Source organism: Nonomuraea sp. NPDC049309 (genome assembly GCF_043196965.1).
GTDB classification, from domain to species: Bacteria; Actinomycetota; Actinomycetes; order Streptosporangiales; family Streptosporangiaceae; genus Nonomuraea; species Nonomuraea fastidiosa.
On sequence record NZ_JBICSH010000002.1, the window covers coordinates 469,754 to 487,033 of the forward strand.

The 17,280-nt window shown below is 67.4% G+C and carries 16 protein-coding genes and 1 pseudogene; 8 read left to right on the forward strand and 9 right to left on the reverse strand.

What is annotated here, in order from left to right; all coding sequences use genetic code 11:
• Positions 1 to 842: 842 nt before the first annotated feature.
• The 4 genes and pseudogenes from ACGFIM_RS16085 to ACGFIM_RS16100 form a co-directional block, all read right to left on the reverse strand.
• Positions 843 to 1,038, reverse strand: a pseudogene (locus ACGFIM_RS16085) (transposase); the annotation flags it as partial.
• Between the two features lie 92 nt (positions 1,039 to 1,130).
• Positions 1,131 to 1,349, reverse strand: a complete 219-nt coding sequence (locus ACGFIM_RS16090) for a helix-turn-helix domain-containing protein (RefSeq protein WP_393200662.1) — start codon at positions 1,347 to 1,349, stop codon at positions 1,131 to 1,133.
• Positions 1,346 to 1,477 carry a hypothetical protein gene (locus tag ACGFIM_RS16095; RefSeq protein ID WP_393200664.1) on the reverse strand — a complete coding sequence of 44 codons (132 nt, stop codon included), beginning with the start codon at positions 1,475 to 1,477 and terminating at the stop codon, positions 1,346 to 1,348. The genes ACGFIM_RS16090 and ACGFIM_RS16095 overlap by 4 nt, the downstream gene beginning before the upstream one ends.
• On the reverse strand, positions 1,474 to 1,929 hold the full coding sequence (locus ACGFIM_RS16100; protein WP_393200666.1) for an XF1762 family protein: 456 nt from the start codon (positions 1,927 to 1,929) through the stop codon (positions 1,474 to 1,476). The genes ACGFIM_RS16095 and ACGFIM_RS16100 overlap by 4 nt, the downstream gene beginning before the upstream one ends.
• Before the next feature lie 265 nt (positions 1,930 to 2,194).
• Here ACGFIM_RS16100 and ACGFIM_RS16105 point away from each other — a divergent pair, with 265 nt between their 5' ends.
• From ACGFIM_RS16105 to ACGFIM_RS16140, 8 genes are all read left to right on the forward strand, one after another.
• Entirely contained in the window at positions 2,195 to 3,427 is a 1,233-nt protein-coding gene (locus tag ACGFIM_RS16105; protein WP_393200668.1) for a hypothetical protein, read from the forward strand.
• 203 nt (positions 3,428 to 3,630) lie between these two features.
• A complete protein-coding gene (locus ACGFIM_RS16110; protein WP_393200670.1) occupies positions 3,631 to 5,013 on the forward strand; it encodes a conjugal transfer protein TrbL family protein in 1,383 nt (460 codons plus the stop codon).
• Entirely contained in the window at positions 5,010 to 5,936 is a 927-nt protein-coding gene (locus ACGFIM_RS16115; protein ID WP_393200672.1) for a PrgI family protein, read from the forward strand. Before ACGFIM_RS16110 ends, ACGFIM_RS16115 begins: the two co-directional genes overlap by 4 nt.
• Positions 5,933 to 7,666, forward strand: a complete 1,734-nt coding sequence (locus ACGFIM_RS16120; RefSeq protein WP_393200674.1) for a VirB4 family type IV secretion system protein — start codon at positions 5,933 to 5,935, stop codon at positions 7,664 to 7,666. Before ACGFIM_RS16115 ends, ACGFIM_RS16120 begins: the two co-directional genes overlap by 4 nt.
• Positions 7,667 to 7,779: 113 nt before the next feature.
• Positions 7,780 to 10,029, forward strand: coding sequence for a type IV secretory system conjugative DNA transfer family protein (locus ACGFIM_RS16125; RefSeq protein WP_393200676.1), 2,250 nt, complete (start codon positions 7,780 to 7,782; stop codon positions 10,027 to 10,029).
• Complete coding sequence (locus tag ACGFIM_RS16130; RefSeq protein ID WP_393200678.1) at positions 10,026 to 10,859, forward strand: replication-relaxation family protein; 834 nt, start codon at positions 10,026 to 10,028, stop codon at positions 10,857 to 10,859. The genes ACGFIM_RS16125 and ACGFIM_RS16130 overlap by 4 nt, the downstream gene beginning before the upstream one ends.
• A 269-nt stretch (positions 10,860 to 11,128) precedes the next feature.
• On the forward strand, positions 11,129 to 11,515 hold the full coding sequence (locus ACGFIM_RS16135) for a C40 family peptidase (protein ID WP_393200680.1): 387 nt from the start codon (positions 11,129 to 11,131) through the stop codon (positions 11,513 to 11,515).
• Positions 11,516 to 11,739: 224 nt separating this feature from the next.
• On the forward strand, positions 11,740 to 12,540 hold the full coding sequence (locus ACGFIM_RS16140; protein ID WP_393200682.1) for a hypothetical protein: 801 nt from the start codon (positions 11,740 to 11,742) through the stop codon (positions 12,538 to 12,540).
• Between the two features lie 276 nt (positions 12,541 to 12,816).
• On the opposite strand, the gene ACGFIM_RS16145 is transcribed toward ACGFIM_RS16140, so the two are convergent.
• The 5 genes from ACGFIM_RS16145 to ACGFIM_RS16165 all read right to left on the reverse strand — a co-directional run bounded on the left by ACGFIM_RS16145 (position 12,817) and on the right by ACGFIM_RS16165 (position 16,888).
• Positions 12,817 to 13,302, reverse strand: coding sequence for a hypothetical protein (locus ACGFIM_RS16145; RefSeq protein ID WP_393200684.1), 486 nt, complete (start codon positions 13,300 to 13,302; stop codon positions 12,817 to 12,819).
• A 190-nt stretch (positions 13,303 to 13,492) separates the two neighbouring features.
• A complete protein-coding gene (locus ACGFIM_RS16150) occupies positions 13,493 to 13,843 on the reverse strand; it encodes a hypothetical protein (protein WP_393200686.1) in 351 nt (116 codons plus the stop codon).
• Between the two features lie 321 nt (positions 13,844 to 14,164).
• Positions 14,165 to 15,187, reverse strand: a complete 1,023-nt coding sequence (locus ACGFIM_RS16155) for a DUF932 domain-containing protein (RefSeq protein ID WP_393200688.1) — start codon at positions 15,185 to 15,187, stop codon at positions 14,165 to 14,167.
• An 80-nt stretch (positions 15,188 to 15,267) separates the two neighbouring features.
• Positions 15,268 to 15,798 (reverse strand): hypothetical protein, encoded by a 531-nt coding sequence (locus tag ACGFIM_RS16160; RefSeq protein ID WP_393200690.1) that lies wholly within the window; start codon positions 15,796 to 15,798, stop codon positions 15,268 to 15,270.
• Between the two features lie 31 nt (positions 15,799 to 15,829).
• The gene (locus ACGFIM_RS16165) at positions 15,830 to 16,888 is read right to left on the reverse strand and encodes a DUF4192 domain-containing protein (protein WP_393200692.1); all 1,059 of its coding nucleotides are present in this window, start codon (positions 16,886 to 16,888) and stop codon (positions 15,830 to 15,832) included.
• Between the last annotated feature and the right edge of the window lie 392 nt (positions 16,889 to 17,280).

Genomic DNA, 17,280 nt, shown 5'->3' on the forward strand with positions numbered 1-17,280 from the left:
AGGGCCTGATCGCTGGAGACAGCGATCAGGCCCTTGGTCGTTCGTTAGCGTGGCGTTAGTGGTTTGAACCCGATCATGTGACTGCCGCTAACCCCAGACGGCACTAGAAAGCACTTGATCTCGTGTCCGTTTGAACGTGGCTTCCACCAGGCGCTGCTGGCTGGCTGGCATCGCGACCCAGTCCTTGATCGACAATCGCATGTCCCCTACTCCTGGCCACGGCCCTGCCGTCGATCTCTGGCTGAATAGGCCCGTGCCGGCCAACGGGCGCCTTGCTAAGCGAGCATGCGAGCGACCCACGAAGGCTCAGCGTCTTCGCCACAGTGAGGCTGCGGGACCTGGTCGACCACACACCGCCGAACGCCCTCAACGCCGTCCAAGGCCGCTGCGCCGACCAACTGCGTCTGCGCGGCGGGATGCCACCACTCCGAGGGCCGCGAGTCGGCGATTGGTTGCGCCTGGTCTCATGATCGATGGCCCGTGGTGCATAACAGTGGGAAGGCCCCGCAAGCCGGGCCGGGGTCGATAGGAGCCCAGGCCCGGGCGTAGAGGCGGTGTACCTTGGCGTCGGCGCTGGAGCCTGTAGTGGTTCCAGTACCGGTCTGCCACCGTTCGGGTGACCTGGGCGGTGACCTGCTTGATCCCGTCCAGGAAGAGGTGCGATGGGCGGCGATGGCCAGTACGTAGCCGATCTGGTGTTCTTCCGGTGTCTCGCGCAGATGCGGAGGTGGCCGTAGACCTCGTCCCGGGTCACCCAGCGGGTGTTCCACCCCGGCCTCTAGAGCGGCGACGATCTTGTCGTGACCAGGGCGGGCTTGGTGGCGAACCCCGGCATGTGCGGGGATGCCGGCCTGCGCGCAGCGGGCGGGGTCTGCCAGCCAGAGATGTTCAAGCAGGTAGAGCCGACGGTCAATGAGCGCTCTGCCAGCGGGTGGCATAGGCCACAAGGACGCCGATCTGGCAGTTCTCGGTCTTGCCGGTGGGGCCGGAGTGCTGGCGTTGCACTCCGGCCGAGGTGCCCTTCTTTTCGAAGCCTGTTCGTCGACGATCGGCACGCCGCCGGGTCGAGTTGCTCGATGGTGTAGGCGTGGACGGCGTCGGCGTCCCAGGGTGCAACGCGATTACGAAGGTCAGCTCACTCTCTCATCCGTTTCCACCCCGAGGACCTTCATGAGGTCAGCGGTGCAGACCCGATAGAGATCACCGATGCGGATGATCCGAACGGGAAACTCGCCGTCACGGGCGAGTTGGTACGCCTTGGACCGGCCGATTCCAAGGACACGGGCAGCGGTCATCAGGTCGATGGTGGGTGGCAGATCCTGCAGATCGCGAAGAGTCATCGCCTTCATGCCGCCGCTCCAGGGCGGCTCGCGCAGTCTGCCGAGCCTGCAAGCATCTTGGACAGCACGTGCTGCGCGTCGCCGTGGTAGATGGCCGCCTGGCTGTCGTGCCAGTACGGCTGCCTCAATACGGTCATCGGCAGCCTCCGACCGTCCGCGCCACCCACAGCACCTCGGCGGCGCCTCTGGTCGCGGCGAATCCGGCCGCGCGTACGCCGGCGCTGACGGTCATCCGCTGGTAGCCCTTGACCCGGGCCGCCCACCAGGCAGCGCCCAGCAGCGCCCGTTCGGCACCGGGCGTGCCGTCGGTGGCCAGGCAGAGGATCTCGGCTGTGGCCCCGTCGTCGTCCCTCCATGAGGTGGGCGGGCCGGCGAACACGACCCCGGCCAACGTCGCCTCGCTGTTGCGGACGCCGAGGACGAATTCGGCATCGACGGGTGCGACGGGGTGGCGGTGCGTCCAGGCGGTGAATGCCCGCGCCGTCTTGAGGGCGACCGGTGAAATGACCAGGCGCCGGTCTGCCAGCCGTACGGGATTTGTCAGCCTGCGGTTTTCGATGGTCGCGTAGATGTCATTCGACTTCTCCATCGCTGTTGTCGGGACACATTTTCCGGATGCGACGCCCCCAGGACCGCGAACACGGCCTTGGAGGCATGCGACCAGGCAAGCAGCGGGCTCAGAGCCCGTTCAGAAGCGGGCGATCGGACCGCTCAGAAATTTGTCCGGGCGTTCGGAAGTGCTGACTGCTGAGAAATTTCTGAGCTGATTCCCAACGCTTTTCCGAGCGGTTTCTGAGGTGATGCGTAGACCTGTTTCCGAGACCACGGGAGCCTTTCTCGAATCGGAGCACGACATGAGCGCACATCGCCTCACCGAATCGCCCTTGGACACGGCGGAAACCTCGTTTCGTCTGCTGAGCACCGGCCCCGGCTGCCTGTCCCTGGACTGCACAGCGTTCGGGCCCGGCCTGCCGCGAGGGCCGATCGAGCTGTTGGAGCTGCGAGTGCTGCTCACTAGCCAGAACGTCAGCCAGCAGGCCAGGGACGCCGTCTGGACGGAACTCATCGCCCGTGCCCGGCAGTCCGAATCGGCTTGGACGGTCGCCGCCGCGGGCATGGCGATGCCGGCTCTCCGCAGGGCGGCACTCTCCCTGACCCGGGACCTTCCGTCCGGAGACCCCGTGGACGTCGACATCGCGATCCTGGCGGGCTTCCTCCGGGCTCTGCACCGCGTGGACACCGGCATGCCCCACATCCGGCGCCGCCTGTGCGAGGCGGCCCGCTGCTCCGGAGAGAGCGCCCGCCGCTACATTCTCGCCAAGGCCGAGCGGCAGCGGCAGGCGGGCGAGTCGCCGCCGGCGGCGCGTCCGTGGCACCACCCCGACCTGGTGCTGCTCGACGCCGTGGCCGAGGGGACGCTCAGCGAGCTCGACGCAGAACTGATCATGCTTACGCGGCTGCAGGACGTACCTCTACGAGACGGCGGCCTGGTCGTCAGGCCGCACACCCGGCAGGACGCCTCGCCGGCCAGCAGGCTGCCGGAACCCGAACCCACTTCCCCCATGACTTCCGCGCGGAGCCAGGAAACTCCGGATGCAGACACGGCAACCGACTCGGAGGGAGGCAGGGACACCACCCCTGGCTCCGCGCGGATCTCTCCCAATCACCCATCAGTGGCAGGCCGGTGCGGCCGTGAAGCCCGGCGGCGGCAACCGGCCGGCTGCCGCGCCCGAGGCAGGCAGTTTCCGCCGTCCACCGTTGCCGCCTGGCTCCTTGCTGTAGCGGCAATCGCCGCCCTGGTGGTGGCCGCGGTGGCAACGGAGGTGCTGGCAGCCTCCGTACTGGCCGCCGTGCCATCAGATCTGAACAGCGTCTTCACCAGTCTGCGCAACTGGCTGATCGGCCTGTTGGCCACCCTGGCCACGCTCATGCTGACCGTGGGCGGGCTGCGCTACCTGATCGCCGGTGGCGACCCGGGCGAGGTCCAGAAGGCGAAGGCCGCGCTCAAGGCGGCGGCCTTCGGGTACGCGCTGGCCGTGCTGGCGCCGCTCTTCGTGAGCGTGCTCAAGCGGATCGTCGGCGGGTGAGCGCGATGCCGCGTCCGGCCACCGCTGTTTCCGTTCGGCGGAGCATAGTCCGACCAGCCGTTGCCGCTGCCGTCGTTGCCAGTTGGATTGCCGCGATGGCAGTTCCCGCTGCCGCAGTCGCTCCAACACCCACCCCGTCGCCATCGGCCACGCCAGAGCCAACCCCGCCGGGGGACGTCTCGATCGAGACTCCCGGGTTCGGGTTGGGCATCGGCGACTGGATCGGGGGCTGGATCAACTCGTGGTTCGCCAATCTGGTGACGCTGGCGATCGAACCCATGTTGAAGGTCCTCGCCGAGACACTGCTCTCCACCCCGGACGTGTCCGCCAACGAACGGGTCTACGACCTATGGCAGGCGAGCGCCGTCATCGCCAACAGCTCATTCGTCCTGCTGACCACCATCGGCGCGATCACAGCGATGGGGCACGAGACGGTCCAGACCCGGTACGCCATCAAAGAGGTGCTTCCTCGACTGCTGGTCGCCGCTCTGGCCACCAACACGAGCTTCACCATCTGCGGCAAGATCATTGAGCTGGCCAACGCCCTGTCACAGGCGCTGCTGGGCCAGAACTTCGACGGCCGGCGCGCGTTGACGACCCTGCGGCACATGATCTTGCCTCCGGCGCAGGACGAGAGCTTCTACATCCTGCTCGCGCTGGTCGCGGTCATCCTGCTGATCCTGCTGCTGATCGCCTTCGTGATGCGTGCGGCGCTGGTGCTGCTGCTGGTCGTGGCCGCGCCGCTGGCGCTGGCCTGCCTCGCGCTTCCACACACCGATGGGCTGGCCCGGTTCTGGTGGCGCGCCTTCACCGGACTGCTGATCGCCCAGGTGGCTCAGTCTCTGACGCTGGTGATGGCAGTACGGGTCTTCTTCAACCAGGACGGGCGCCTGCTGCTCGGACTCGTACCGTCGGGCCAGCTCATCAACCTGGTCCTCGCTATCTGCCTGTTGATCATTCTGGTGCGCATTCCTCGCTGGATGTCTCGGCGGATCTTCGCTCAGACGGCGGGACGTGGCTCGACGATCACCCGGATCGTCAAGTACGCCCTGGCCTACAAGCTGACCACGCCCGTGCTGAACGCCTTGCACCTGGGCCGGGGATCTCACGGGCGCGGCGGCAGGCCCTCTGGAGGTGTACGAGCTGCCCACGCGATCAGCGGAAGGACGCTGCCACCGCACCGTCCCCCTGGTCCCCTCGGCCCAGGCGGGCCTGCCAGCTCGGGCGGCCCACAACCGCCCAATGGGCCGGCTCCGCACGGAGGGCCAGGCCAGGTCAGCCACCCACCCACCACCGCCCGTCACCCCAGGGGAAGCTCCGCGTTGATCACGCACGCTTCCTACGCTCCACCGGTCTCGGGCCCACACCAGACCAGGCCTCGACCGTGGCAACCACACGGGCTCAGCAGCGCTGCTGGACCAGGCCAGGTGCCAGGCGGTCAGCACCGTCCTTCCCTTCCTGGCCGTCCCCCGGTTCCGCCTGCCGTGTTCCTGCCGCCGGTCTATCCCGGCACCGGCAGGAGCGACACATCGCGGCGACGCCCTCCTGCAATCCGCCCAGGCGACGCAGGAGGTGAACGTAGATGAGCTGGCCCGTACGAATCCCCGCCGATGTCGAGCAGGACGACCGGATCGTCGCGGGGTTCACCGCACGTCAAGTGGCGATCCTCGGCGGCACCGCGGCCTTGCTCTACGGCGCGTACCTGATCGCCGGGGAGCGCATCGCGCTGCCGGTGTTCGCTGCCGCAGCTCTGCCGGTCGCGGTGACGGGACTGCTGCTGGCAGTCGGGCGGCGCGATGGTGTCCCGCTGTACCGCTACCTCCTGGCCGCGCTGCGCCACCTGATCTCACCGAAGGCCCTGGCCTCCTCGACCGAACGACCTTCTGCGGCTCCGGCGTGGGTGGCCGCTCGCACCGGTGTCCGTCCTGCGCCGTTGCGACTGCCTGCTCGCGGGGTGATCGGTGACGGACTGATCGATCTCGGCCAAGACGGCGTCGCCGCTGTGGCGGAGGTCTCCACGGTGAGCTTCGCACTGCGCACTCCGGAGGAGCAGGACGCGCTCGTGGCGACGTTCGGACGCTGGCTCAACTCACTGTCCGGACCAGCGCAGATCCTGCTGCGCGCCCAGCGCATCGACCTCGCTCCGACGATCAACCAGCTGGTGGAGGGCGCCGGCGCTCTTGCTCATCCGGCGTTGACAGCAGCAGCGCACGAGCACGCCGCGTTCCTGGCCGATCTCTCCGCCCGGCATGACCTGCTGCGCCGCCAGGTCCTGCTCATCGTCCGCGAACCGTCCGACGGTGGACAGGATGCGGCGGCTGCGCGGGCGCTCCGACGAGTGGAGGAGGCCACGCGCCTGTTGCCGACGTGCGGGGTCACCGTCCGGCTGCTGAACGCCGAGGCCACCAGCGCCGTGCTGGCGTCCTGCTTCGACCCGGCCGCGCCGCCTCTGCTCGCCGACCTGCTCGCCGATCCAGACGAGGTCATCACGAGAGGAGATCACCGGTGAGGCTCCGACGTGCGAGGTCTGCCGACGGCGGCTTCGGCCCCAACGCTGTCCTTGTTCGGCCATCCCATCTGCGGGTCGGCGATGGGTTGTGCGCGACGCTGGCCGTCAACGGGTACCCACGTGAGGTCACCTCGGGGTGGCTGGAGCCGCTGCTCACCTATCCCGGCCGACTGGACGTGTCACTCCACATCGATCCGGTCCCCTCACTGGTGGCCGCCGACCGGTTGCGCAAGCAGTTGGCCCGCCTGGAATCCGGGCTGCGCAGCGACCAGCAGCACGGGCGCCTGCTCGATCCGAGCACTGAGGTGGCCGCCGAGGATGCCCAGGAACTCGCGTCCCGGATCGCGCGGGGGCAAGCCAGGCTGTTCCGCGTGTCGATCTATCTGACCGTTCACGCGGCCAGTCAGGTCGAGTTGGACGAGGCGTGCGCTCAGGTTCGCGCGCTGGCCGCGTCTCTGCTCCTGGACGCCCGCGCAGTCGCCTTCCGCCAGTTGCAGGGGTGGGTGTCGTCGTTGCCGCTGGCCTTCGACAACCTCAACGCCACTCGTACCTTCGACACCCCGGCACTCGCGGCGGCGTTCCCGTTCACCAGCCCAGATCTGACCGCCACGATGGGGCCGACCGCTGTCCTGTACGGGGCAAATGCGGCCAGCGCCTCCCTGGTGACCTGGGACCGGTTCGCCCAGCCCAACCACAACTCGGCGATCATCGCCAGCAGCGGCGCCGGGAAGTCGTACCTGGCCAAGCTGGAGGTGCTGCGCTCCCTGTACGTCGGGGTCGAGGCCGCGGTCATCGACCCCGAAGACGAGTACGCACGGCTGTGTACGGCGGTAGGAGGCGCGTACCTCCATCTGGGCGCCCCTGACGTGCGGCTCAACCCGTTCGATCTGCCCCAGGGCCGGGATGCGCTGACCCGGCGCGTGTTGTTCCTGCACACACTCATCGCGGTCATGCTCGGCGAGCCCCTGGACAAGGCCGGCAAGGCAGCGCTGGATCGGGCCATCCTGGGCGCGTACCGGCAGGCCGGAATCACCTTCGACCCGGGCACCTGGGACCGAACACCGCCGGTCATGCACGATCTGGTAAGCGCGCTTACCGAAGACTCTGCCCCTGAAGCCGCCGAGATCGCTGCCGGGCTTGCCCCTTACGTGACGGGCAGCCACCGCCGGCTCTTCGACGGGCACACCACTACCCGGCCTGATTCACACCTGAGTGTCTTCTCCCTGCGGGATCTGCCCGAGGAACTGAAGGCCGTCGGCACGCTGCTCACCCTGGACGCCGTCTGGAGGCGCGTGTCCCACCCCGATCAGCGGCGTCCGCGACTGGTCGTGGTCGACGAGGCGTGGCTGCTCATGAAGGACCCCGAAGGAGCCAAGTTCCTGCTCCGGATGGCGAAAGCCGCTCGCAAGCACTGGGCCGGGCTGTCAGTGGTCACCCAGGACGCCGGCGACCTGCTCGGCTCCCCCATCGGGCAGGCGATCATCGCCAACTCCGCCACGCAGATCCTGCTGCGGCAGGCACCCCAGGCCATCGACGCGGTCAGCGACGCCTTCAACCTGTCAGAAGGCGAACGTCATCTGCTGCTGTCCGCCGAACGCGGCACCGGCCTGCTGGCCGCGGACTCCGGTGCCTCCCGCGTGGCCTTCCATGTACTGGCCAGCGCCCACGAACACCGGCTCGTCACCTCCTCCCCTCAAGAACTCGCCCAGTACGAGGAGGAGGACCTGTGACGCTCCACGACCTTCTCCATCAACTCCTTCACGACCCAGACGCCCTGCTGGACTTCGTACGGAAATGGCTGAACAGGCACGGGTCACAGATAGCGGTCTTGGCCCTGGCCAGCGTGCTGGTAGCCGGACTGGGCCGGTTCTTGCTGCTGCAGTTGCGCCATCGCGTGGCGGTTCGGGGAGCGCGCTGCCTGGAGATCCTGGCCCCGCCGGTCGCCGACCTGCCTGGAGCCGAGGCGCTGTGGGGCAACCTCCTCGGGCTGCTACGCCCGGCTTGGAAGCGCGTCCTGTTCGGCCAGCCGCACCTGACCTTCGAGTACGTCTTCGGTGCCGGTGGTGTGCGAATCCGCATGTGGGTACCCGGCACCGTCCCCCAGCACCTGGTGGACCACGCGGTCGAGGCCGCCTGGCCCTCCGCCCGTACGACCGTTATCGACGCTGACCCGCCGGTGCCCCTGACCGGACGTGCCACCGGTGGCCGGCTGGTGATCGCCCGTAGCGAGCGGCTGCCGATCCGGAACGACCACGACCACGACCCCCTTCGCGCCCTGCTCGGCGCCGGAGTCGGCATGCCGACCTGGCAGCACGCCGCCGTACAGATCCTGGCCCGTCCTGCCACCGGCCGCCGCCTCTCCCGACCGGGAATCCCCGTCGCGCTGCTGCGGGGCGTCCTCGATCTCGTCGCCCCAGTCAATTCCCGCCAGGAGCGGGAACAGGATCACGCCGTACGGCTGGAGCAGTACGCCGAGGCCCGCGCCACCCGCGACAAAGCCCTTCACCCCCGCTATGAGGTGGCGATTCGCTATGCCGTCCAGGCAGACGACGGCGGCGCGGCCTCACTGCGCCGCCAGGCGACTCGGGGCCGGGCACACGCGATCGCCGCCGCGTTCGCCCTGTACTCAGGGCACAACCGCCTGGAACGACACCGGCTGTTCAACCCCGCACGCCGGCTCGCGTGCCGCCGTCTCGGGCGCGGCTTCCTTCTGTCGGTTCCCGAGCTGGCCGCTCTCGCGCACCTGCCGACCGATCCCGCCGTCCCCGGCCTGCAAAGGGCCGGAGCCAACACGGTCGCTCCCACGCCGCAGGTCGCCCAGCACGGCAAGGTGCTCGGCACCGCGGACGCCGGCCACCAGCGGCCGGTCGCGCTCCGCGTCCCCGACTCATGCCACCACGTGCACATCCTCGGCCCGAACGGCACCGGCAAGAGCACCCTGCTCGCCCACATGATCCTTTCCGACATCCAGGCCGGACGCGGCGTCGCCGTCATCGACGCCAAAGGTGACCTCATCGCCGACCTGCTCGGCCTCATCCCGGAAGACGCCGGCCAGCGCATCGCCCTCATCGACCCCGACGACCCGCACTCCCGGCCCGCCCTCAACGTCCTGGCAGGCCCGAACCAGGACACCCTGGTGGACAACCTGGTCGGCATCTTCCACAAGATCTACGCCGACTCGTGGGGGCCACGCAGCGACGACATCCTGCGGGGCTGCGCTCTCACCCTGTCCCGCAGCGGCGGAACCCTCGCCGACATCCCCGCCCTGCTTACCGACCCCGCCTACCGCCACCAGCTCACCGAGCATCTGCACGACCCGTTTCTGGCCGGGTTCTGGACCTGGTACGAGCGCCTGTCCGAGCAGGCTCAATCCCACGTCACCGCGCCCATCATGAACAAGCTCCGGGCATTCCTGCTCCGTCCCTTCGTCCGCGACATCCTCGGCTCCGCGCAATCCACCTTCGACGTCGGCGACGTCCTGGACGGCAAGATTCTGCTCGCCCGACTACCCAAAGGCGTACTCGGTGACGACACCGTCCGCCTGCTCGGCTCGCTCCTGCTCGCCCAGGTCTGGCAGGCCGCCTCCCACCGCGCCCGCCTCGGCCGCACCCGGGCCCCATCGGCCCTGTACGTCGACGAGACCCAGAACTTCCTCAACCTCCCCCGCGCCCTGTCGGACATGCTCGCCGAAGCCCGCGCCTACGGCCTGTCGATCGTGCTCGCCCACCAGCACCTGGCCCAGCTCCCGCGCGACCTCACTCAGGCCGTCAGCTCAGACGCCCGCAACAAGATCTACTTCACGCTCTCCCCCGAGGACGCTCGCGACAGCGAACACCACTTCAGCCCCTACCTGACCCGCCATGACCTGGCCAACCTCGGGGCCTACCAAGCCGCCGCCCGCCTCATCGTCCGTTCCGGCGAAACCCCGCCCTTCACCCTGCGCACCCACCCGCTCCCCACCCCGGACCCCGCGCTCGCGCAACGCGTCCGGGCCGCGGCCGCCCAAGCCCACGGCCGCATCCCGGCCCGTCCCAAAGCCCTGCCGCACAACGACCCGCGGCGACAACCCAACACCGAAGGAGATGATTCATGAACGATCACTACACGCCGGCCGTCATGGCCTCACTCGCCACCAAACTCACCAGCCGCGACCGGCACCTGCTCCGCCTGGTCTGGACCCACAAGGTCCTGACCAGCCACCAGATCGCCCGCATCGCATTCAACGACCCGACCACCGCACGCCACCGCCTGATCAAGCTGCACCACATCGGCGTCCTGAACCGCTTCCGTCCAAAACCACCCGTGGGCTCCGCTCCCTGGCACTACGTGCTCGGCGAGCCTGGTGCGGTCGTGCTGGCCGCCGAGGACGGCACCGAACTGGCCGAATTCGGCTACCGCCGCGACCGCGTCCTGTCCATCGCCTACAGCCAGCGCCTGGCCCACACCGTCGGCACCAACGACGTCTTCGCCCACCTGTACGGCACCGCCCGCCACACCAGCGGATGCCACCTGCACTCCTGGTGGCCAGAAGGCCGCTGCGCCAACCAATGGGGCACCCACGTCCGCCCCGATGCCTACGCTCGATGGACGGAGAACGGCCGGACGGTGGACTTCTTCCTCGAGTACGACACCGGCAGCGAAACCATCGGCCGAGTCGTGGCCAAACTGGATGGCTATGCCGCCCTCACCGCCGCCACCGGCATCACGACGCCTGTCCTGTTCCTGACCAGCTCTTCGCGCAGAGAGAGGACCCTGCACGACCGTCTTCAGCTGCGTGCCGGCCAGAACTCCGTGCCATGCGCCACCGCGGTCGCCGGCTCCAGCCCTCATGGTCCGATCTGGCTCCCTCATGACCGGCGCGACCAGCGGCAACGCCTCGCCGAGCTCGCCGAGCACTGGCCCCAACTTGGGGCACGCTGTTGATCGCAGAAACCGGACTGGCACCAATCCTCGCTGCAGCTGTGGGCCTGATGGGCGGCGTCGTACTCCTGGCCGGGCTTGCCGGAGGCGCCCACTTCGCGGCCACCACGAGCGCCGCAATATGCGACGAAGCCAGCCCATCACCACCTCAGGCGAGGCAACCCGAACCCAGCTCCGTGCGACCATGTGCGCAGCTCCCCGACATGGAATTGCCTCCTGAGGGACTCGCCGGTCCACAACGCGGACTGATCGCCGTACACGCCGCACTTCACATGCGTGGAGTCCCGTACTCCTGGGGCGGCGGCGGCCCCAACGGTCCCAGCTACGGCATCGAACACGGGGCTCATATCCGCGGCTTCGACTGCTCCGGCCTGGCCGAATACGCCTGGGCCAAGGCCGGGGCCCGCATCGGCGGACACACCTCCACCCAGTGGAACGCCGGCACCCGCATCCCCAGAAGCCAGATCCGCCCAGGAGACCTGATCTTCTTCGCCCACGACCCCGCCCGCCCAGCGACGATCCACCATGTCGGCATCGCCGTCGACGCCACGCGCATGGTCCACGCCCCTTCCACCGGCAGCACCGTACGCATCGACACCTGGGCAGGCGACTCCTACCGCGAACTAGGATTCATCGGCGCCGTCCGACCCGCGACATGAAAATGGTGGCTACTGGCCGGCCCCGCCGTGAACACGGCACGGGCCGATGAGTGATCCGACAGCGAGGCGATCTCGTTAGATGGTGTTACCAGACTTCTGGCAACGGCTCCGTGAGATGTGCGCCCGCGGCCATGCGATACATCGAAAAAACGTACAACAGATGACACTGTCACCGTTAGCCTGGAACGTAACATTGGTCCCCTCTATCTCTTAGGACTAACGACATGTCTCAGGGCGACTTGGGGTACCTTCACCCACTGTTCAATGTCGCAACGTCACTCGTCGACGACGAACAGCAGGAAAACGTCAGCTTCGGACTCGGGGATATCGACGAGCACAGCCAGCTAGCCCTGGACGACCAAAACATGGACGGCCGAAAGGTATCCACCGTGGTCATCCACGCCATCAGCGCGGCCATCGACCATATCCTTACGCTTCATCTTCTGACGACGAGGGCAGGCGTCGTAACCAACGCGGCACCCTGGACGCTACTCCGCGGCGCAATGGAGCCAGCCGCCCTCGCAGTCTGGGTACTTAACGGCGGAAGCCGCAATATCCGTCGGGAACGCGCCCTGCGGGTATGGCGTCAGGACATGGACGACAGAGGCAAGTGGGAAGAGGATGCGGGGTACCTCATCACTCCGCCAGCAAAGAGCGGAAAGATCCGCGCCGCCGAGATCGTCTCCCATGCCAACTCGATAGGTCTGCGAGGTGACCAGGTTGCGACCAAGCTGTACTACTCAGGGCTTATCGAACGCGCCGCGGAGATCGTCGGATTGGACACCAAGTCGATCCGCGCGCATTGGCGCGCCAGTTCGGGGTTCGCTCACGGACGATCATGGGCATCGATCCGGCTCAGCTCCCCCAGTTCGGCACGCCGCATGCGCGACGGGTACGAATTCTCGATGACGCTGAACGAGGATGAGCACCGCAAACTTGCCGAAGCAACCACAGCGTTCCTGACGCGAGCCCTCGACGACTATGCGGAGGCCGCGCAGGAAGCGGGTGCCCCACTTTCATCCTGAATTCGCGGTGTAGCACACGAATATGGGTCCCACGCTTACGATCACGCTAGGCGTGATTGTCAAATCAGCGCAATGTGTACAACCCAGTCGCACACTCACCCGCATAAGCCCTCTCGCGATCATCAACAATCGGATGAATCAGTTCCCGATGAGATGGACGTCCTTCCAATCCTGGTAGCGCTCGGTAGCAAGCGGTAAGCTAGCGGCGGCCGGCCTCGATCTGCCTTTGTTCACAGATTTGAAGTTGGTCGAGGGCCGGTTCCTCAGAACTGGCCCTCACTCTTTGTCCAGGCACCGCTGGAGCAGCACGAATCCGGGCATGGTCTCCGCCGGCCGGATGCCGACGTCGAAGATCTCCGGGTCCTCGAACACGGGCTCTCCACTCGGGCGACGTACGTACGCGACGCGTCCGTAGTCGACGCCGTCGTCGCGGTCGAAGCTCATCCAGGTGATGGCCTCCTGCTCCCCCTCTCGGAGCGGATGGTTGGAGACGGCCCGGACGGAGATCGTGCTCGGCGGCTTGAACAGCCACACTTGCGGAACGGCCAACACCCAACGGACGGCGTCGATCTCCAGAGCCTTCTCCGCCGCCTTGGCCTCGAACGCCTCTGCTGTCGTGGTGTCGCGAAGGTAGTCGTAATCGCTCAGGACGAGCTTGTTCCTACCCTCCATGGCGACCATGGCGGGGCACTCCAGGGCCACGATGTTGTTCTCCAAGCGCTCCACCACGTCGAACAGCAAATGCGCGGTCGCCTCGTTCATGTCGCCTCCGACCCACCTCGCTCGCGGCGTGCTCCGCGGCACCAGCCAGGGTTTCAGAAACGGCCTGGTGCGGGCTCAGAACTCGCGGAAGCTTTCCGGTGGTGTGGCGTCAGAACTCGGCTTCTGTCAATGCCTACCGGCATGAACGTGCCTCCGCGCCGGGAACGAGCGGCGCGTCACGCAATCCAGCTTACGAGGAGTGCAGGTGGTGGGGTTGGATGGTGGTGCTGGTGGCGTGCAGTTCAACGTCATGGACGTAGAGAAGATCCACGTAGCAACGGGCGCAGCGGATCAGCCGCGCCCGATGCCCGGACCAGCGGTTGCTGTAGGTCGCGTCCGTCCACAGGTGGGTGTCCTGCAGACAGCCCAAGCATGTGATCACATCCGCACCGGTCGGGATCGAATCCAGTGCGCGCGTCGCCACGTACGCGCGTTCCCCGCCCGGCTCGGCCGCTGATACAAGCGTCGCCGTGTTGTCCCCGATCGCCATGATGCGCATCACGCACCCGCCACCGGCAATGGTCAAATCTCCGACCGTCATGCTCCCCCTCCTTCCTTGATCTGGTTGGGCGTGGGTGCCGGAGACGCGTTAGTCTCCAGAGCGCACTGGTAGCGAGGCCCGATGAAGCCGGCCACCAGCCCAGACGTTGTTGTCGGCCCGGAGCCTGGTCCGCCAGGCGCGGAGGGCGCGCTGTTCCGTGCTTCGGAGTCGTTTCTCACGGGAGCGCGGCCGGGACCGTCGGGCATGACGGCCAGCAGGTGTCCGGGAGTGCCCTGAGCGGGGGCAGGTCCACAACACGGTGTCTCCTTCCGGTACGGCTCCCGGCACGGGCCGGGAGCCGTACCACGTGACCAGTGGCTTTCAGACAGCGGTGGCGAGAGAGCGGTCCAGCACCGTGGACAGGGTGCGCAGGGTGTCGCGGTCGAGGTCGTCGACGCCGCCGGTGACGGCGCGCAGCATGTTGCGTTCGGCCCGATCGGCGCCGCGTACGTGCTGTTCGTGGTGGGTGTAGGTGTTGACCGCCTGGACCACACCCCACGCGGTCCCCTGCCAGGGCGACACCCTCAGGTCGTGGTTCCAGAGTCTGGTCAGAGAGTCGCGCTTGTTCTCGGCCATGGTCCGGCTGCGGCCGGGCTGGTCGGGCATCGGTACGTGGGCGTCCAGGAAAGCGTTCCACTGCCATCGGCTGACCGAGATCCGGCAGAGGTCAGCCACCGCTTCTGAGAACGCGTCGGCCAGCGTGTAGACGATGTTCAGGGCGTCGCGAGCCTCGGTGAGCCGGAACTTCGAGTGCCGGGAGTGCTTGATCTTCACCTGCTGGCCGCGTTCGGCGAGCCCGGCGGCCATCGTGTTGTCGCACACGATGTTGGTGACCGCCCGCTTGAAGGTGGTGGCCAGGGATCCGTCGAAGGAGGTCGCCCCGAACAGGTGCGGCCGGAACTCCACCCCCTCGGGTGTTCGGATGTTGTCGGGTACCTCGACCGACACCCAGGCGACCGCGCCGCCCTTCAGCAGTCCGGCCGAGCCGATCGACAGATCGGCGTCCAGCAGGCGGGAGATGTTGCCGACCAGCCATTCCACGTACGGGTGTGGTTCGTAGCCGTCAGAGAAGATCCCCATGACGTGGCCGTTGTCGCTGCGCAGGATCGCCTGGCGTCCGGGCACCTGTGCGAGCCCTCCGCGTGGATCCTCCACGTACACCGGGCTGGACAGCGCCTGCCAGCCGAACAGGCGGCGTTTGACGTCGTCGACCGGGATCGGGCCCGGGTAATGGTTCGGCTCCTCCCCCTGCATGCTCGCCCGGTAGTGCCAGGCGGTACCGCGCTTGTCGGTGTGGCCGATCAACGTGTTCGTGTTCAGCCACTCCAGGGACTCACGGGACATGATGGTCTTCCCCTCTGTTCTCGGGTTGACATGGGAAAGGCACCGGCCGTAGCCGGTGCCCGGTGGAAGGTCTGGCGCGCTCAGGTGGCGCGCTGGTTGATCGCGTACGCGACCCGTTCGGCGAGTTCGCGGTCCGCGTTGCCGATCTCGATGCTGGTGGCGTCGTCGCGGAGCTCGAAAACTCCGTACATGGAGCCGAGTCGCCACCGGATGACGGATGCCTGCTCGACCTCCGTGACGGCGTGGCCAGGCAGAAGAGACGCCAGGGTTTCCACCAGGTCACTCCGTTCGGCGAACCTGGCTGCTCTGGCCCCGTGCCGCTTGAGATCGCGCAGGTACTTCGGCAGGAGCCGGCGGGCGATCTTCTTCGCGATGTGTCTCGGCCCTCGCGCGGTCGCCACGATGATCGAGTGCCGTCGCAGGTCAGAGGATTCGGCGAGGTAGAGCCCCGTCACCACGATCCACTCGTTCCGCCCCATCAGCGGGTGGACGGCCAGTCGTGCGCCGTACGGTCCGATCAGGTACGGCGTTCCCCAGATGGTCTGCGAAGTGAACCCGTCCAAATGCTCAGCGATCCTGGGCACCAGATCGTTCACACTGAAGTCGTCCATGGAAGTCCTTTCGGTTCGGCGCACGACGGCATCACCAGCCCTCGGGGATCAGCGGCCAGGCAGCGGAGGGGCGGTCCCGCACCTGAGCCGTGACGGCGTCGGCCAGTTCGCTCCAGCCGCAGCCGAGCACCGCAGACGGCGACACTCCTGCCATGAGCCCTTCGACGAGCAGGAGCGCGAGGCTGTAGCGGGGGTTCGACGCCAGCGCCCGGTCGAGCGCGAGGCTGGCCAGCGGCCCGTTGCCCTGGCACATCGCCGCGAAGGCCAAGAGGCTCGCGGGAGCGGCGGCGAACGCGGGCTGAACCTTGCGGGTGACGTCGGTCCACAAGCGCACATGCGTCTCGGCCCCGTACTGATCCATGTATGTCATGGCCATGTCGCGTACGGGCTTCGCGGTCAGGTACAGACCCAGCCAGGCCACCGTCTCAGCTTCCAGATCATCGCCACTCTGGACGCGATCCAGCGCAGCGACGGCCCTCTCCACCCCCTCCGAGAACCAGTCGCCGCCCGTCTTGCTCGCCCTCTTCGCCTGAGTGCACACCTCTCGCGTGATGCTGCTGGCCTGGTCCTGATCGAACCCTTGAGGCGGTTCCAGGGTCGCGGCCAAGGCTGCCCGGTCGGGAAGCACGCGTAGCCCGGCCACTACGGCCGCAGCAGCTGGCACGCTGCTTGACGTGTCGACCGGCACCCCTTCTGGGGGACAGCAGGTGACCTCCGTGCAGATGTAAGACCAGTAACGCCCGTCGTCGACGCGTATCGCCTCACTGATGGCGATCTCGAACCCGCGAAGGGCTCCCATGGCCGCGTCCATGATCGGCGTGACCTCGGAGCCCGGCCCGTAGCCCACCAGCAGCGCCCGCCGGAGGTCGTTCCGCGCCAGCACCTTGGCCAGGTGCGCCGTGCGCTCTGCCATCTCGGCCGGATCCTGTGTCAGGTCCAGACGTATGGCCCCCTTCACCTTTGCGTCGTCGATGGCCACCGCCACCAGACTCCGCGAAGGGTGGAACCCGAGCAGGAACGGCACGATGGCGACCACATCGGCCAGCTTCCTGATGGTGATGGTGTCGCTGAACTCAGTTGCTCCGGTCATGGGAATCCTCCAGACATGAGAAAGCCCCGGCCGATGACCGGGGTGAGCGAGATGGATGCAGCGTCTGCGCTACGCGGACGCGGCCGCATGGGCCGAGAAAGATTCGACGGGCGAAATTGCCCGAGCGCGTTACAAGCCGGGCCAGTCATCAGCACGCGGCTGCGTAACGGTCGCTAACTTGCTCTCACTTAAATACGGTGGCCGGAACGGCTCAACCGTCCGCGCTCGGAGATTTCCTTTTGTGTGTGCGCCGAGCAAGACGGTGGCCGTTCCGGCCGTTCTGTCTGTTCACGGCCAATCAGCGTTTGGAGCCGTGTAACAGCACCGGAGAGGTGGAAGAACGCCGTTCGCGTCAGGCGCGTACCGGCGAATCTCGCTCTCACTTAAATACG

Coding starts and splice junctions, on each gene's coding strand:
- ACGFIM_RS16090 (WP_393200662.1), bottom strand. CDS start 1,349: ATGAAGGCGATGACTCTTCGCGATCTGCAGGATCTGCCACCCACCATC.
- ACGFIM_RS16095 (WP_393200664.1), bottom strand. CDS start 1,477: ATGACCGTATTGAGGCAGCCGTACTGGCACGACAGCCAGGCGGCCATC.
- ACGFIM_RS16100 (WP_393200666.1), bottom strand. CDS start 1,929: ATGGAGAAGTCGAATGACATCTACGCGACCATCGAAAACCGCAGGCTG.
- ACGFIM_RS16105 (WP_393200668.1), top strand. CDS start 2,195: ATGAGCGCACATCGCCTCACCGAATCGCCCTTGGACACGGCGGAAACC.
- ACGFIM_RS16115 (WP_393200672.1), top strand. CDS start 5,010: ATGAGCTGGCCCGTACGAATCCCCGCCGATGTCGAGCAGGACGACCGG.
- ACGFIM_RS16130 (WP_393200678.1), top strand. CDS start 10,026: ATGAACGATCACTACACGCCGGCCGTCATGGCCTCACTCGCCACCAAA.
- ACGFIM_RS16135 (WP_393200680.1), top strand. CDS start 11,129: ATGCGTGGAGTCCCGTACTCCTGGGGCGGCGGCGGCCCCAACGGTCCC.
- ACGFIM_RS16140 (WP_393200682.1), top strand. CDS start 11,740: ATGTCTCAGGGCGACTTGGGGTACCTTCACCCACTGTTCAATGTCGCA.
- ACGFIM_RS16145 (WP_393200684.1), bottom strand. CDS start 13,302: ATGAACGAGGCGACCGCGCATTTGCTGTTCGACGTGGTGGAGCGCTTG.
- ACGFIM_RS16150 (WP_393200686.1), bottom strand. CDS start 13,843: ATGACGGTCGGAGATTTGACCATTGCCGGTGGCGGGTGCGTGATGCGC.
- ACGFIM_RS16155 (WP_393200688.1), bottom strand. CDS start 15,187: ATGTCCCGTGAGTCCCTGGAGTGGCTGAACACGAACACGTTGATCGGC.
- ACGFIM_RS16160 (WP_393200690.1), bottom strand. CDS start 15,798: ATGGACGACTTCAGTGTGAACGATCTGGTGCCCAGGATCGCTGAGCAT.
- ACGFIM_RS16165 (WP_393200692.1), bottom strand. CDS start 16,888: ATGACCGGAGCAACTGAGTTCAGCGACACCATCACCATCAGGAAGCTG.